The organism is Streptomyces sp. NPDC058086 (genome assembly GCF_042885015.1).
In the GTDB taxonomy this organism is placed as follows: domain Bacteria; phylum Actinomycetota; class Actinomycetes; order Streptomycetales; family Streptomycetaceae; genus Streptomyces.
In genome coordinates this window covers 1-14851 of sequence record NZ_JBHVST010000171.1, presented here as the reverse complement: position 1 = coordinate 14851, position 14851 = coordinate 1, and the positions used below count along the sequence as shown (strand labels likewise).

Genomic DNA, 14851 nt, shown 5'->3' with positions numbered 1-14851 from the left:
TCACCATTTAGACTAAATCCTTTTTTACACGGGGTTGGGGGGGCTTGTTTTTTTTTAAATGGACCTAGGGCGCGCCCTAGGGGCGCGCTCCCAGGGGCCCCGGAACTTCTCAGTAGTCGTCGAAGTTGCCCAGGAAGCCCGGGTCGATCTTGTCGAGTTCCAGGCCCGTGCCTCGGTGCAGATCCATGAGATCCGACATGTGTACGGCGCGGCGCCGGGCCGCGGGCAGGTCGCGGCGGTTGGCGGCCGTCCACAGGACCGGGTCGAAGGTGATCCCGTGGGACCCCGGCATGGGCCCCGTCTCGGCGCGCCAGCCGGGCCAGCGCAGGGTGTCGTAGAACTGCTCTATGCCGCCTTCGTCCAGGAGCCAGCTGAGCCAGTCCGCGTGGCCCACGCCGAGCGCGTCCCAGCGCAGCGAGTCCGGCGCGAAGTACAGCACCTCGCCGGGACCGCCGGGGCGGTCGGCCTGCGCGGGGTCGGGTCCGTTGACCACGAAGACGCCGCCGAGGACGTCATGGGCGATGACGAGCCCGCCCTCCGGCCGCCACGCCGGGTCGAACCGCTCGGGGAGGTCGTTGACCTCGGCGAAGCTCGGCGTTCCCGCAGGCGCGTCGTCGTCGGGGCTGCCGTAGATGCGTAGCCAGCCGCTGTCCAGCAGCACCCCGCCGCAGTTGAGCACGAAGGAGCTGAGCGAGGAGCGCGCGCTGGCTTGCAGTTGCAGTAGGGATCCACGGGCCAGCGCCGGGTCCACCGGCAGCACATCCATGGACACCCTGCTGTTGGAGATCGCCTCGGAGAGGAGCGGCCACGCGGGCTCCTCGACATCAGTCAGCTCGGTCAGGTCTCGCATGGGTATCCCGTGGGTTCCGGGCCGGAGCGTCGCGCTCAGAAGGCCGCCGTGCGCTCCCGGCGCACCGAGTAGGTCACAAAGCCGGCGCCGAGGCCCAGGAAAAGGGTTCCGCCGACGACGTACGGCGTCGTGTTGACGCTTCCGGTGTCGGCGAGCCGGGTTCCGCTGTCGGGCGACCCGGTGGTGTCGGAGCCTGTGTCGTTCGCTCCGGCGTCGCTCGCATCGGCGACGCCCGACTGGGTGTCGCTCGACTCCGTGGACACCTGCACCGCGGTTCTCGACGTGGTGTTCGTCGACATATTGCTGTGCTGAGCAGGCTTTTCCGGGGTCGCGTTGGCGGACGGGACGAACCACAGGGCCCCCAGAAGGGTTCCCGCTGCGGTGGCGGTCAGCAACGAGCGACGAGCGGCGGACACGTAATATCGATCCCCTTGTGGCGCTGGCGAATTGGCCGTGTGGGCCGATGCTAATGAAAGGCGCGGGTCGTGGGAAAGTCGCGGGAGCCACGGGCCGTACGCTCCGTCTCATGAGTACTCCTGAGACATCACGATTTGTCCGGCTTCGTGTGGAGCTGGTGTTGGAAGTCGACGACGCGGACGCCGTCACCAAGGCCGCGTTGCGCCGCATCGCGGACGACTCCGGTTTGCCGGCCGACGAGCGGACCCACGCCGAGAACGCAGTGACGGAAGACACTGCCGAGGCCCTCGCCTATCTCGTCGACCCGTTCGACCTGGTCAGCGAGGTGCCCGGGGTCGACCTCGCCCAGGCTTCCTGGAGCAGCGAGCCGATCGACTACGACCCCGATTCGCCGGAATGGGACCTCGACGAGGATGATGGCGGCGAGGATGACGACGAGGAAGTCGGAGTCGGCTGACGCCTCTTGGGGAAAACGTGACCCCGGGTGGCAACCGCTGCCCGGGGTTTTTCGTCTCCGACGACGCACCGACCACGTCCGCACCAGAAATTCGGTCCGGCTGTCGGTGGCCACTCGATCGGGGTCCGGCGGCCCGGGGCGATTCGGTTGACGCCGTCGATCGACGTGGTGTTATCCACACCTCAGAAGTATGTGGAACGGGACGAACCGGTCGTAGCGTGGATGGTTCGAACGGGGCATATGTGGTTCCAGGTGATTCGGCAACGATGGAGAAGCGTGTGATGACGGACAGTAAGCGGCGCAAGGGTCTGATGGCCGCGTCCGCACTGCTCGGCGGAGTGCTGGTGCTCTCTGCGTGCAGCAGCGGGGGCGGCAGCAAGGCCAGTGCCTCTGACGGCGAGACCTCGCAGGCCCAGGCCGACGCGGCGGCAGCCAAGAAGAGCTCCCAGGCCCAGATCAAGATCACGCCCGCGGACGGTTCCGACAACGCCTCCATCAACAACGCCGCGGCGGTCACCGTGAGCAAGGGCACGCTCTCGTCCGTCACCATGACGACCGAGTCGGGCACGGCGGTTTCCGGTCAGATATCCGCCGACAAGAAGAGCTGGAAGCCCACCTCCCAGCTCGAGCGCGCCACCACGTACAAGGTGGCCGCCGAGGCCACCGACTCCGCGGGTCTCGTCGCTCACGAGAACGCCTCGTTCACCACGGTTTCCGCGGCGAACAGCTTCATAGGCAACTTCACGCCGGAGGACGGTTCCACCGTCGGCGTCGGCATGCCGGTCTCGGTCAACTTCAACAAGGCGATCACGAACAAGGCCGCCGTGCAGAAGGGGATCACCGTCTCCTCCAGCAGCGGCCAGGAGGTCGTCGGCCACTGGTTCAACGCCAACCGACTCGACTTCCGTCCCGAGAACTACTGGACCGGCGGCTCCACCGTCACCCTCAAGCTCAACCTGGACGGCGTCCAGGGCGCGAGCGGTGTCTACGGCGTGCAGCAGAAGACGGTCACCTTCAAGATCGGCCGCAACCAGGTCTCGATCGTCGACGCCCAGACGAAGACCATGAAGGTCACGCAGGACGGCAAGACGATCAAGACGATCCCGATCTCCTCGGGATCCCCGGAGCACAAGACGTACCAGGGCCAGATGGTGATCTCCGAGAAGTTCAAGGAGACCCGGATGAACGGCTCGACGGTCGGCTTCACGAAGACCGACGGCAAGGGCGAGTACGACATCAAGGACGTGCCGCACGCCATGCGTCTGTCGAACTCCGGCACCTTCATCCACGGCAACTACTGGGGCGCGAAGTCCATCTTCGGCGCGGTGAACACCAGCCACGGCTGTGTGGGTCTGTCCGACACCAAGGGTGCGGGCGACCCGAACACGCCCGCGGCCTGGTTCTACGACCACTCGCTGATCGGTGACGTCGTGGTCGTCAAGAACACCGGCGACAAGACCATCGCCCCGGACAACGGCCTCAACGGCTGGAACCTGAGCTGGTCCGCCTGGAAGGCCGGCTCGGCCGCCTAGGCTCCCCTTTGCGGCTAAACCGCCGCCGCTCTCGCGGACGTGGTTGCTCGCCGTGGGGGTTGCTCAATTGATGGTTGCGGTCTTTGTCGTTCGAACGTGACGGCCGCTCAGTGCGATGGCCCGCACCCCGCCAGGGGCGCGGGCCATCGGCGTTCTCACAGCCTTCAGGGACCGCCCACAGGTGAATTCCCGGGCTGACACAGCCTTCTCATCCTTCTCTTATGCGGGGCTTATCCCGCCATCACGCGCCGTACCTAGCTTTCCGCCATGTTCTTCACCTACCTGAGGCGCGAACTGCGCCGCCGCAGGAAGGCGGCGCTCGTCGTCGCCTCCGGACTCGCCCTGGGCATCGCCCTGGTCATCGTGGTCAGCTCCGTGTCGTCCGGCATGGAGAAGGCGCAGGGCAAGGTCCTCCAGTCGCTGTACGGACTGGGTACGGACATGACCGTCACCAAGGCGGCGGCGCCGGCGACGAGCACCAGCCAGCGTCCGCGCTTCAACTTCGACGCGAACGACAACGGCTCCACCAAGGAGCAGAGCAGCGACCGCGTCATGGTGCAGGGCTTCCAGACCCTGGCCGCCTCCACGGTCACCAAGGTCGACTCCCAGAAGGGCGTCGCGGACTCCGTCGGCGGGCTGAGCCTCCAGGTCATCAGGATCAACGGCCAGTTCACGCGGGGTCAGTTCCAGCAGAACCAGAACAGTGGCACCGGCCAGGGGGGCGGGCGCCCGAACGCCCAGCAGTCCCCGCAGGGCCGTGTCGAGGGCGGCGGCGCCAACTTCGACGTCAACAACTACTCGGTGTACGGCACCGACGTCACCAAGCCCGCCCTCGGCCCGCTGACCTCCTCGAAGATCACCAGCGGTCGTACGTTCAAGACGTCCGAGACCGATACCAAGGTGGTCGTCGCCGACGTCTCGTACGCCAAGGAGAAGAAGCTCAAGGTCGGCTCCACCGTCACCATCAAGAGCGTCAAGTACAAGGTCATCGGCATCGCCACGCCCGACAGCGGTGACGCGGCGGCCAACCTCTACATCCCGCTCAAGCAGGCGCAGACGCTCAGCGGCTCCAAGGACAAGGTCACCACGATCTACGTCAAGGCGTCGGACTCGCAGCAGATCTCCAGCGTGAAGAGCACCATCCAGAAGAACATCTCGGGGACGACGGTCACCACCTCCGCCGACCTCGCGTCCACCGTCTCCGGCTCCCTCTCCACGGCCTCCAGCCTCGCCTCCAACGTCGGTAAGTGGCTGTCCATCGCGGTGCTCGTCGCCGCGTTCCTGGTCGCCGGTCTGCTCACCTCCTCCGCCGTCTCCAGGCGCGTGCGCGAGTTCGGCACCCTCAAGGCGCTCGGCTGGAAGTCGGGCCGGGTGACCCGGCAGGTCGTCGGCGAGGCCATGGTCAACGGTCTGGTCGGCGGCGCCCTCGGTATCGCGATCGGCCTCGCGGGCGCCTACGTCGTCACCGAGATCAGCCCCACCCTGCAGGCGCAGGTGGGCGGTTCGGGCGGCGGCGGAGGCCAGGGCGGTCCCGGCGGCGGTGGCGGCTTCGGCGGTCCCGGCCGGCAGGCCGCGGCCAAGGCCCTCGACGTCGCGCTCACCGCGCCCGTCAGCCTCAGCACCATCGTCGGCGCGGTGGCCCTCGCCGTCACCGGCGGTCTGATCGCCGGCGCCTTCGGCGGCTGGCGTGCCTCCCGGCTCCGCCCCGCGGACGCCCTGCGCCGCGTCGAATAGGCCCCAGCCCCTGGGCCCCGCCCCCTCGGGGGTGCCCGCTGTCGCCCGCTGTACCGGGCACCCCTTTCACCTCATCCAGGAGTTGCACCATGTACGAACTCAGAGGCGTCACCAAGCGCTATACCCGGGGCAAGGAGACGATCGACGCGCTCGCCGGGGTCGACCTGACCATCGCGGACGGCGACCGGCTCGTCATCCAGGGACCCACCGGTGGCGGAAAATCCACCCTTCTTCAGATGCTCGGCGGTCTCGACCGGCCCACCGCGGGCAGCGTCGAACTCGACGGTACGGACATGGCCAAACTGTCCGAGGCGAAGCTCACCAAAGTGCGCAGCGAGAACATCGGATTCGTCTTTCAGAGCTTCAACCTGATTCCCACGCTCACCGCCCAGGAAAACGTGGAGACCGCCCTCGTACCCCTCGGTGTAAAGGTGAAGGAACGGCGGCAACGGGCCGCCGACGCACTGGAGTCGGTGGGGCTCGCCGAGCGGCTCGGGCATCTGCCCGCCGAGCTCTCCGGTGGCCAACAGCAGCGTGTCGCCATCGCCCGCGCCCTGGTCAAGCAGCCGAAGGTGCTGCTCGCCGACGAGCCCACCGGCAACCTCGACGAGTCCATGCGCGACGAGATCATGGAGGTGCTCGAGGCCATGTGGAAGGAGCACGGGCTCACTTTCATCATGGTCACGCACGATTCCGCGATCGCGAAGAAAGCCCCGCGCCTCGCGACGATTCGCAAGGGGAAGATCTCCGTCAAGGAAAACGCGGGTGCCTAAAGAAGTGCAAAAGGAGCGCGCGGGAGCTTAGCGGAACAACTCCGTCAACTCTTCACCCTCGCCCCGCTATTGAGGGGGCGATCACCCCCCGGGCATACTTGCGTATTCCGGGGGGTGTACGTGCAGACGTACGAGGCTTCCCCCGACCGGATGAACGGGGATTCGTCCGGACCTGATCTCCAGGGGGAGACTTGCGCAGACAAGTGAAAAGAGCGTGTGCTGCGAGCATCGCCATGGCGGCGTCCGTGGCGCTGGCGGCGGGTATGACCAGCCCGGCGTCGGCGCGGGCGGAGCAGCGCACAGCGGGTGTGTCCGCGGCCGGGAAAGCGGCCGGGATCACGGCCAAGCACCGCATCACCCTGATCACCGGTGACCGGGTGGTCGTCGACGCCAAGGGGCGCGTCGTCGGCTTCGAGCGGGCCAAGGGCCGCGAGCACGTGCCCGTGCAGATCCGCAAGGCCGACGGCCACACCCTGGTGGTGCCGGCCGACGCCCAGGCGCTCATAGCCGGCGGCAAGCTCGACCGGCGGCTCTTCGATGTCACCGAGCTCAACAAGGCGGCGGTCCGCAAGTCCCAGCAGCGGGGCCTGAAGGTGATCGTCGGCTACCGGGGAGCCGCGGCGGCTGCCAAGGCCGACGTCCGCGAGGCCGGCACGCTCCGCAGGAGCCTGAAGGCGCTGAACGCGGACGCGGTGCAGACGCCGCAGCGGGACGCCGCCGAGCTGTGGTCCGCGGTCACCGACGACGGGAAGACGGCCTCCGGCATCGCGCACGTCTGGCTGGACGGCGTCCGCAAGGCGAGCCTCGACAAGTCCGTGCCGCAGATCGGCGCCCCCACGGCATGGGCGGCCGGATACGACGGCAAGGGCGTCAAGATCGCCGTCCTTGACACCGGCGTCGACGCGAGCCACCCGGACCTCAAGACCCAGGTGATCGAGTCCAAGAACTTCTCCACCGCCGCCGACGCCACCGACCACTTCGGCCACGGCACCCACGTCGCGTCCATCGCGGCGGGCACTGGCGCCAAGTCGGGCGGCAAGTACAAGGGTGTCGCGCCCGGTGCGAAGATCCTCAACGGCAAGGTCCTCGACGACACCGGCAGCGGCGACGACTCCAACATCCTCGCGGGCATGGAGTGGGCGGCCGAGCAGGGCGCCGACATCGTGAACCTGAGCCTGGGCGGCCAGGACACCCCCGACATCGACCCGTTGGAGGCCGAGGTCAACAAGCTCTCGGCCGAGAAGGGCATCCTCTTCGCGATCGCGGCGGGCAACGAGGGCCCCGAGTCGATCGGCTCGCCCGGCAGCGCCGACGCCGCGCTCACCGTCGGCGCCGTCGACGACAACGACAAGCTGGCGTACTTCTCCAGCACCGGCCCGCGCGTCGGCGACAGCGCCATCAAGCCGGACGTCACCGCGCCCGGCGTGGACATCACGGCGGCGGCGGCCCCGGGCAGCCTCATCGACCAGGAGGTCGGTGAGAAGCCCGCGGGCTACCTGACCATTTCCGGTACGTCGATGGCGACCCCGCATGTCGCGGGCGCCGCGGCCATCCTCAAGCAGGAACACCCGGACTGGACGTACACCGAGCTCAAGGGTGCGCTGACGGGCTCCGCGAAGGGCGGCAAGTACACGCCGTTCCAGCAGGGTTCGGGCCGGATCGCCGTCGACAAGGCGATCAAGCAGACCGTGATCGCCGACCCGTCGTCGGTGAGCTTCGGCGTCGCGCAGTGGCCGCACACCGACGACACGGCGACGACCAAGCAACTGACGTACCGCAACCTCGGTACGAAGGACGTCACCCTGACCCTGGCGATCTCCGCGACCAACCCCAAGGGCCAGGCGGCTCCGGCGGGCTTCTTCGCGCTCGGCGCCAAGACGGTCACCGTCCCGGCGGGCGGCAAGGCCTCTGTCGACGTCACCACGAACACGAAGCTCGGCGGCACCGTCGACGGCGCGTACTCGGCGTACGTGACGGCGAGCGGCGGCGGCCAGGCCGTGCGCACGGCCGTCGCGGTCGAGCGCGAGACGGAGTCGTACGACGTCACCTTCAAGTACGTCGACCGCGCCGGTGAGACGCCCACGCACCTCACCGACCTGGAGGGCTACTCCGGCCTCGGCGAGGCCCGGGACTACACGTCGCAGAGCACGGCCGACACCGCGACCCTGCGCGTGCCCAAGGGCAAGTACGTGCTCAACTCCCTCTTCGTGAAGGACCTGGTCGAGGCGAAGGGCGGGGTCGACTGGCTGATCCAGCCCCGGCTGAGCGTCACCAAGAACACCACGGTGAACCTCGACGCCCGTACCGCCAAGGGCGCCGACATCACGGTGCCGGACGCGGGGGCGAAGCCGCTGTCGGCACTCGTCGACTACTTCGACGACGCCACCGGCATCGGCATCGGCATCGGCCTGGGCTCCTTCCAGGACGTGCGCGTGGCGCACGTCGGCCCGGCGGTCTCCACCGGCCTCTTCCAGAGCTGGTCCGGACAGTGGAGCAAGGGCGCGGGCGCCGAGTACGACACCTTCACCGGTACCAAGACCACCAAGCTCCAGGGCGCGCACGTCAAGCACTACAAGGCGAGCGAGCTGGCCAAGGTGAAGGCGAACCTCGGGGCCGCGGCCTCCGGCAAGACGGGCGCGGTCACCGCGTACGGCTTCCTGCCCGACGACGGCAGCATGAGCGTCGGGGTCAGCCAGAAGCTGCCGTCCTCGCGCACGCTGTACGTGTCGACCGGTGAGAAGGTCCAGTGGGCGTTCGACTTCGAGCAGGACGCCGGCGTCGACGCCACCGGGACCCCGATCATCGAGGCCTACTACACGGACGACTACCCGCAGATGCTCAAGGCGGGCAAGAGCTACACGAGGACGTACAACACGGCCGTCTTCGGTCCGAAGATCAACGCGGACTACGGCGTCTTCCGGGACGGCAACAGCATCGCGGGCTATCTGCCGCTGTTCGCCGACGGGGGCGGTCACCCCGGCTCCTCGCTGTACACCTCGGTGACGACGACGCTGTACCGCAACGGCGCGAAGGTCGGCTCGAACGACGACCCGCTCGTCGGGATGAAGGAGTTCAAGGTCCCCGCCGCCGAGGCCACCTACAAGCTCACGACCTCGGTCAAGCGCACGGTGAAGGTCGCCGCGGCCTCCACGCGGATCGACGCGAGCTGGACCTTCAAGTCCAAGAAGGCCGACTTCGCGAAGCTGCCCACCTCCACGGTCCGTTTCAACGCCACCACCGGCCTCGACAGCCGTGTCGCGGCCGGCAAGACGGTCACGATCCCGGTCTCCGTGCAGGGCTCGGCCGCGGGCAAGAACCTCAAGTCGCTGTACGTGTACGTCTCGTACGACTACGGCCAGACCTGGAAGATGCTCAAGGTCAAGAACGGCAAGATCACCGTCAAGAACCCGGCGAAGGGGAAGGGCATCTCCTTCCACGCGAAGATCACCGACAAGCAGGGCAACAAGTCGACGGTCTCGATCTACAACGCGTACTACGGAAAGTAGCCTTCAGCAGGTGAGCGGCCTGTCCGGGACTCGGGTCCCGGCCAGGCCGTTGTCGTTCTTGTGCCATGGCCGGGCTCCATGTCCGCCTGAGAGGGGAGAGGCAGTGTCGGGGACTTCCGCGTCGTGGCGTTCGGCCAGGAAGAGCGAGCGAGCCTGGTCGGAGGCCGTGGCGTTTCTCCAGCAGGGCCGAACGGAGGCGGCGGCGCACCGGTTCGACGAGGCCTTGCGGCATGATCCGGCCGCCGCAGACGCATGGCTGGGGCTGCACGCGGCGGGATATCGCCAGGCCGAGGCCGTCGAACGGATGGCGTGGCACGCGGGGACCTTCGGGGCGCTGCGGATGAAGCTGGGCACCCCGCTCAAGTCCCGCTTCGACATCGGGGTGTACGTCACGTTCCGGCTGGAGAACCAGCGCGACCTCTGGCTGGCCCGGATGGCCCAGCTCCTGCACGAGAACCGGCTGGACGAGGCCTGGCAGTCCCTGGAGGCCGCCTACCTGGACTGTGACGAGACCCGCTTCGTCTGCACCAGGTACGCCTTCCTCAAGCGTGACTGGCGGCTCGTCCTGACCTTCGCGCGCGGTATCACGGAGCCCTACCTGCGGGACGAGTCACAGCTCTACCTGGCGCGGGCGCTGGTGGAACAGGGTGTCCACCATGAGGCGTTGAGCGTTTTGGCGCCACTGCCCCAGCGCCTCGACAAGGGCAGCAAGTTCGACGGCGAGATCGCTTACGCGCGAGGCCTCGCGCAGGAGGGGCTCGGCCAGGACGAGGATGCCCTGCGGCAGTTCCAGTACGCGTTCCGCTGCTTCCCCGGCTTTGCCGACGTCGCCGTACGGGCGCGGGCGTCGGTACCCGAGGCCGCTTCAGCCGTCCCCCTGTCGGCGCCGACGACGTCTGTGGCGCCTGTGGCGGGGCCCGCGCAGGCCCCTGGCGTGGCGGTCGACGGTCCGACCGATCCGGCGACGAGGGAGGAGGACCTGGCCGAGGCGCTGTCGCTCCTGGACGACATGGTCGGCCTCGATCCGGTCAAGCGGCAACTGCGCACCATGGTGGCCCAGTTACGTATGTCCCTCATCCGCAGGGAACAGGGTCTGCCGTCCACCGCGGCCCCTCAGCACTTCGTTTTCGCCGGCCCTCCCGGTACGGGCAAGACAACAGTCGCCCGCATCGTCGGGAGGGTCTTCGCCGGGCTCGGCCTGCTGGAAAAGGGTCAGGTCGTCGAGACACAGCGCGTCGATCTGGTCGGCAGGCATCTCGGTGAGACGGCCATCAAGACGAGCGACGTGATCGACTCCGCACTGGACGGCGTGCTGTTCATCGACGAGGCGTACGCGTTGTCCAACAGCGGTTACTCGGGTGGTGACGCCTTCGGGGACGAGGCGCTGCAAGTCCTGCTCAAGCGGGCCGAGGACGACCGCGACCGGCTGGTGGTGGTTCTCGCCGGCTACCCGCACGAGATCAACGAACTGCTGGCCACCAACCCCGGACTGGCCTCCCGCTTCACGACGCGTGTGGACTTCCCTTCCTACTCCGCACCCGAGTTGGTGCTCATCGCCCGGCGCATCCTGGAGGCGCAGGGCGATGTCCTGGACGAGGAGGCGGCGTCGGCGCTGGAGTCCGCTTGCGAGCGCGCTGTCGGTGAAGCGCTGATCGACCAACTGGGCAACGGCCGCTTCGTACGCGAGCTGTGCCGGAAGGCCGCGGGACTGCGGGACCTGCGCCTGTACGAAGTCCATGGCGGTACGGGGACGCCCTCGCGCGAGGACATCACCACGATGCGCTTCGAGGACATCACGGGTGCCTACCGCGAACTGCGCGACGGGGTGACAGGCCCCTGACGCCCGGATGGGGCGCGCAGCCGTAGCGCGCGGGCGCGGTCATGGCTCCTCCTCCACTTCGCACACACCGTCTTGCGGCCCGCCCCCTGTTCCACGCCCCACCGTGAGGCGAGCGCGCCGAGGAGGGCGAGACCACGGCCCGACTCGTCCGTGGCGGCGGCGTGCAGGAGGACGGGCAGGGCACGGGGGTCGGGGTCGGTGACCTCGACGCGGGTGCGGCCGTGGCCCGTGTCGGTCACCCGGACGGTCACCGGAGTGCCCTCCCCGAGGTGGTCGAGGACGTTCCGCGGACGTTGGCGACCTGGTTGGGGTCACTGGCCAGGCGCAGTGTGAACTGCTCCGCGACGATCGACCGCGGTGTCGGCCCGAGCCGCCGGCCGCGGCCGCGCCCTGCGTTCCAGTGGCCACTCCGGCGGTCATGGCGAGAGCTGCCGCGCCCGCTGTCACGTACCTGAACGTCTTCACCGTTCTGCCTCCTGCTCCACAATGCGGATGAAAGGGACGTGGGGAGTATTGCGGTAAAAATGTGCAGAAATAGTGAACCTTGTGAACGGGTGTGGCCGGGTGGACGGAATGCCGGACCGGCGTCGTTCCGCCGAGCGCTGACACGGCGTAGTGGCCCGCCGGAAGGAGAGCTTCCGACAGGCCCTCCGTGTTTGTCTGGGAGGTATGACCGAATCGACTGTCGAGTACATCCGGTACCGCATTCCCGAGGGGAAGTCCGCGGAGTTCCTGGCCGCCTACACCCGGGCCGCGGCCCAGCTCGCCGCGTCCCCGAGTTGTGTGGACTACGAGCTGGCGCGCTGCGAGGAGGACTTCGAGCACTTCGTCCTGCGCATCACCTGGACCTCGACCGAGGACCATGTCCAGGGCTTCCGGAAGTCGGAGCTGTTCCCCGGCTTCTACGCCGAGATCCAGCCCTACATCCCCTACATCGAGGAGATGCGCCACTACACGCCGACGGCGGTACGGGGCGTGGGCGCGTCGGTCCCCACCCTCTACGCGTGGGCCGGGGGCGCCGAGGCCTTCGCCCGCCTCACCGAGGCGTTCTACGACAAGGTCCTCAAGGACGACCTCCTCGCACCGGTGTTCCAGGGTCTGGCCCCCGAACACGCGACCCATGTCGCCCTCTGGCTCGGCGAGGTCTTCGGCGGGCCGCCCGCCTACTCCGAGACCCAGGGCGGCCATGGCCACATGGTCGCCAAACACCTCGGCAAGAACATCACCGAGGCGCAGCGCCGTCGGTGGGTCAACCTGCTCCAGGACGCGGCGGACGACGCGGGCCTGCCCACGGACGCCGAGTTCCGCTCCGCCTTCCTCGCCTACGCCGAGTGGGGCACACGCCTGGCCGTCCACTTCTCCGCCCCCGACGCGGCCCCTCCGGGGGACCAACCGGTACCGAGGTGGACGTGGGGAGCGGCCCCGCCGTACCACGCCTGAAAGGCTCGTCCTCAAACGCCGGACGGGCTGAAGACACCGGCCGGGGCGAAGGCTTTCAGGGGCGCGGGGAACTGCGCGACCAGCCCCCACGCACCCGCAGACGAGGCACTTCGGGCGGCCGGGGATCCGGGGCGGAGCCCCGGGCCGAGCCGGGGCTACTGGGGCGTCGTCGCGCCCGCGCGGGTCGCGTCCGTGCCCCAGCTGGCCAGCAACCGCAGCGCCTCCGCCGAGGCGGACCCCGGCTCCGCGTGGTAGGTGACCAGCGACTGTTCGCTGTCGTCGGGCAGCCGGAACGACTCGTACTGGAGGGAGAGATCACCCACCAGCGGATGCCGCAGCCGCTTCACCCCGTGGCTCTTCTCCTTCACGTCGTGCGTGGCCCACAGCCGCCGGAAGTCCTCGCTCTTCACCGAGAGCTCGCCGACCAGGGCCGAGAGCCGCGGGTCGTCCGGGTGACAGCCCGCGTCCATGCGCAGCAGACAGACGATGTCGATCGCCTTCTGCTCCCAGTCCATGTACAGATCGCGGTACTCGGGCTTCAGGAACACCAGCCGCGCCCAGTTCCGCTCCTGCGGCGCCAGCTCCGACCAGTCACCGAACACGGCCGCCGCCATCCGGTTCCAGACCAGGATGTCCGAGCGCCGCCCGCTGATGTACGCGGGGACGCCGTCCATCGAGTCCAGCAGCTGCCGCAGCGCCCCCCGTACCTGCTGCGGCCGGACCGGCTGCTTCTTCTTGTGCGCCTTGGGCTTCGCGAGGTGCGTGAGATGCGCGTGCTCGGCGTCCGTCAGCCGCAGGGCGCGGGCGATCGCGTCGAGTACCTCCGCCGACACGTTCCGTCCGTTGCCCTGTTCCAGACGTGTGTAGTACGCCACGGACACCCCGGCCAGCTGCGCCAGCTCCTCGCGCCGCAGCCCGGGCACCCGGCGGTGCCGGCCGAAGTCGGGCAGCCCAACGTCCTCCGGCTTCAGCCGGGCCCGGCGGGTGCGCAGAAACTCGCTGAGCTCGGCACGCCGGTCCAGCGGCGGGGAGGGCTGTTCGTCCATACGTCCAGTATTCACGGTCGTACGCCGGTGAACCTGACCCCGCCAGTAGTAGGACCAGCGAACGTACGCAAAGCCGTGACCTGGGTGAAGGCTCTCCCGTGGGGCAGGCTGAACAGCGTGCCCGACCGAAGGCAGCCGGGCACAGGACTTACCACTCCCTAGGAGAACCCCCGGCATGACCACTGTTGCTGCGTACGCCGCCCCCGCCGCCAAGGCTCCGCTGGAGCGCACCACCATCGAGCGCCGCCCGGTCGGTGAGTTCGACGTCCTGATCGACATCAAGTTCGCCGGTATCTGCCACTCGGACATCCACCAGGCCCGGGAGGGCTGGGGAGAGGCGATCTTCCCGATGGTGCCGGGTCACGAGATCGCCGGCATCGTCTCCGAGGTCGGCTCCGGCGTCACCAAGTTCAAGGTCGGCGACCGTGTGGGCGTCGGCTGTCTCGTCGACTCCTGCCGCGAGTGCGACAACTGCAAGGCCGGCCTGGAGCAGTACTGCACCGGCGGCGGCGTCGGCACGTACAACGCCCTCGACAAGAACGGCGAGCCGACCTACGGCGGCTACTCCGAGAAGATCGTCGTCGACGAGAACTACACCCTCCGTATCCCCGACGGCATCTCCCTCGACGTGGCCGCGCCGCTGCTCTGCGCCGGCATCACCACCTACTCCCCGCTCAAGCACTGGAACGCCGGCCCCGGCAAGAAGGTCGCGATCCTCGGCATGGGCGGCCTCGGACACATGGGCGTCAAGATCGCGGACGCGCTCGGTGCCGAGGTGACCGTCCTGTCGCAGTCCCTGCGCAAGAAGGACGACGGCCTGAAGCTGGGCGCCGACCACTACTACGCCACCAGCGACCCGAAGACCTTCGAGGAGCTGCGCGGCACCTTCGACCTGATCCTGTCGACCGTGTCCGCCCCGCTGGACCTGGACGCCTACCTGTCCCTGCTGAAGACGGACGGCGCCTTCGTGAACGTGGGCGCCCCGGAGGAGCCCGTCAAGCTCAACCTCTTCTCGGTGATCGGCGGCCGCAAGACCCTCGCCGGTTCCGGTATCGGCGGCATCCGGGAGACCCAGGAGATGCTGGACTTCTGCGCCGAGCACGGCTTCGGTGCCGAGATCGAGCTGATCGGCGCGTCCGAGATCAACGACGCCTACGAGCGGGTGCTGGCGAGCGACGTGCGCTACCGCTTCGTGATCGACACCGCCACCATCTAGTCACGGACGGAGTCCGGAGGGCGCCGATCGGTCGTACGAC

General features: G+C 68.5%; 11 protein-coding genes and 1 pseudogene. 8 read left to right on the top strand and 4 right to left on the bottom strand.

The features are described from left to right. Positions 1-109 precede the first annotated feature (109 nt). Both ACFVWD_RS54435 and ACFVWD_RS54430 read right to left on the bottom strand, forming a co-directional pair. Positions 110-850, bottom strand: a complete 741-nt coding sequence (locus ACFVWD_RS54435) for a DUF2625 family protein (protein WP_389606284.1) — start codon at positions 848-850, stop codon at positions 110-112. Between the two features lie 35 nt (positions 851-885). After that, a complete protein-coding gene (locus tag ACFVWD_RS54430) occupies positions 886-1266 on the bottom strand; it encodes a cell wall protein (protein ID WP_389606282.1) in 381 nt (126 codons plus the stop codon). A 158-nt stretch (positions 1267-1424) separates the two neighbouring features. Between ACFVWD_RS54430 and ACFVWD_RS54425 the strand changes: the two genes are divergently transcribed. The 6 genes from ACFVWD_RS54425 (at position 1425) to ACFVWD_RS54400 (ending at position 11109) form a co-directional block, all read left to right on the top strand. Beyond that, the gene (locus ACFVWD_RS54425) at positions 1425-1724 is read left to right on the top strand and encodes a hypothetical protein (RefSeq protein ID WP_389606286.1); all 300 of its coding nucleotides are present in this window, start codon (positions 1425-1427) and stop codon (positions 1722-1724) included. A 266-nt stretch (positions 1725-1990) separates the two neighbouring features. Beyond that, complete coding sequence (locus ACFVWD_RS54420) at positions 1991-3256, top strand: Ig-like domain-containing protein (RefSeq protein ID WP_389606280.1); 1266 nt, start codon at positions 1991-1993, stop codon at positions 3254-3256. 267 nt (positions 3257-3523) lie between these two features. Further along, positions 3524-4990, top strand: a complete 1467-nt coding sequence (locus tag ACFVWD_RS54415) for an ABC transporter permease (protein WP_389606279.1) — start codon at positions 3524-3526, stop codon at positions 4988-4990. 89 nt (positions 4991-5079) lie between these two features. Further along, positions 5080-5763 carry an ABC transporter ATP-binding protein gene (locus ACFVWD_RS54410; protein WP_168494986.1) on the top strand — a complete coding sequence of 228 codons (684 nt, stop codon included), beginning with the start codon at positions 5080-5082 and terminating at the stop codon, positions 5761-5763. A 233-nt stretch (positions 5764-5996) separates the two neighbouring features. Beyond that, positions 5997-9269, top strand: coding sequence for a S8 family serine peptidase (locus ACFVWD_RS54405; protein WP_389606277.1), 3273 nt, complete (start codon positions 5997-5999; stop codon positions 9267-9269). A gap of 103 nt (positions 9270-9372) precedes the next feature. Further along, complete coding sequence (locus tag ACFVWD_RS54400; RefSeq protein WP_389606275.1) at positions 9373-11109, top strand: AAA family ATPase; 1737 nt, start codon at positions 9373-9375, stop codon at positions 11107-11109. Here ACFVWD_RS54400 and ACFVWD_RS54395 read toward each other — a convergent pair. Further along, positions 11073-11393: pseudogene (locus tag ACFVWD_RS54395) on the bottom strand (ATP-binding protein); the annotation flags it as partial. The gene ACFVWD_RS54400 and the pseudogene ACFVWD_RS54395 overlap by 37 nt on opposite strands. A gap of 385 nt (positions 11394-11778) precedes the next feature. Between ACFVWD_RS54395 and ACFVWD_RS54390 the strand changes: the two are divergent. Beyond that, on the top strand, positions 11779-12549 hold the full coding sequence (locus ACFVWD_RS54390; RefSeq protein ID WP_389606274.1) for a group II truncated hemoglobin: 771 nt from the start codon (positions 11779-11781) through the stop codon (positions 12547-12549). 155 nt (positions 12550-12704) lie between these two features. Here the strand turns inward: ACFVWD_RS54390 and ACFVWD_RS54385 are convergent, their stop codons facing one another. Further along, entirely contained in the window at positions 12705-13595 is an 891-nt protein-coding gene (locus ACFVWD_RS54385) for a helix-turn-helix domain-containing protein (protein WP_389606273.1), read from the bottom strand. A 175-nt stretch (positions 13596-13770) separates the two neighbouring features. Here ACFVWD_RS54385 and ACFVWD_RS54380 point away from each other — a divergent pair, with 175 nt between their 5' ends. After that, positions 13771-14811 carry an NAD(P)-dependent alcohol dehydrogenase gene (locus ACFVWD_RS54380; protein ID WP_389606271.1) on the top strand — a complete coding sequence of 347 codons (1041 nt, stop codon included), beginning with the start codon at positions 13771-13773 and terminating at the stop codon, positions 14809-14811. Positions 14812-14851: the final 40 nt, after the last annotated feature.

Bases quoted from the DNA above. Each gene is read 5' to 3' on its own strand.
- ACFVWD_RS54415 (WP_389606279.1), top strand. From the start codon at position 3,524: ATGTTCTTCACCTACCTGAGGCGCGAACTGCGCCGCCGCAGGAAGGCG.
- ACFVWD_RS54380 (WP_389606271.1), top strand. From the start codon at position 13,771: ATGACCACTGTTGCTGCGTACGCCGCCCCCGCCGCCAAGGCTCCGCTG.
- ACFVWD_RS54390 (WP_389606274.1), top strand. From the start codon at position 11,779: ATGACCGAATCGACTGTCGAGTACATCCGGTACCGCATTCCCGAGGGG.
- ACFVWD_RS54405 (WP_389606277.1), top strand. From the start codon at position 5,997: ATGGCGGCGTCCGTGGCGCTGGCGGCGGGTATGACCAGCCCGGCGTCG.
- ACFVWD_RS54385 (WP_389606273.1), bottom strand. From the start codon at position 13,595: ATGGACGAACAGCCCTCCCCGCCGCTGGACCGGCGTGCCGAGCTCAGC.
- ACFVWD_RS54420 (WP_389606280.1), top strand. From the start codon at position 1,991: ATGGAGAAGCGTGTGATGACGGACAGTAAGCGGCGCAAGGGTCTGATG.
- ACFVWD_RS54410 (WP_168494986.1), top strand. From the start codon at position 5,080: ATGTACGAACTCAGAGGCGTCACCAAGCGCTATACCCGGGGCAAGGAG.
- ACFVWD_RS54435 (WP_389606284.1), bottom strand. From the start codon at position 850: ATGCGAGACCTGACCGAGCTGACTGATGTCGAGGAGCCCGCGTGGCCG.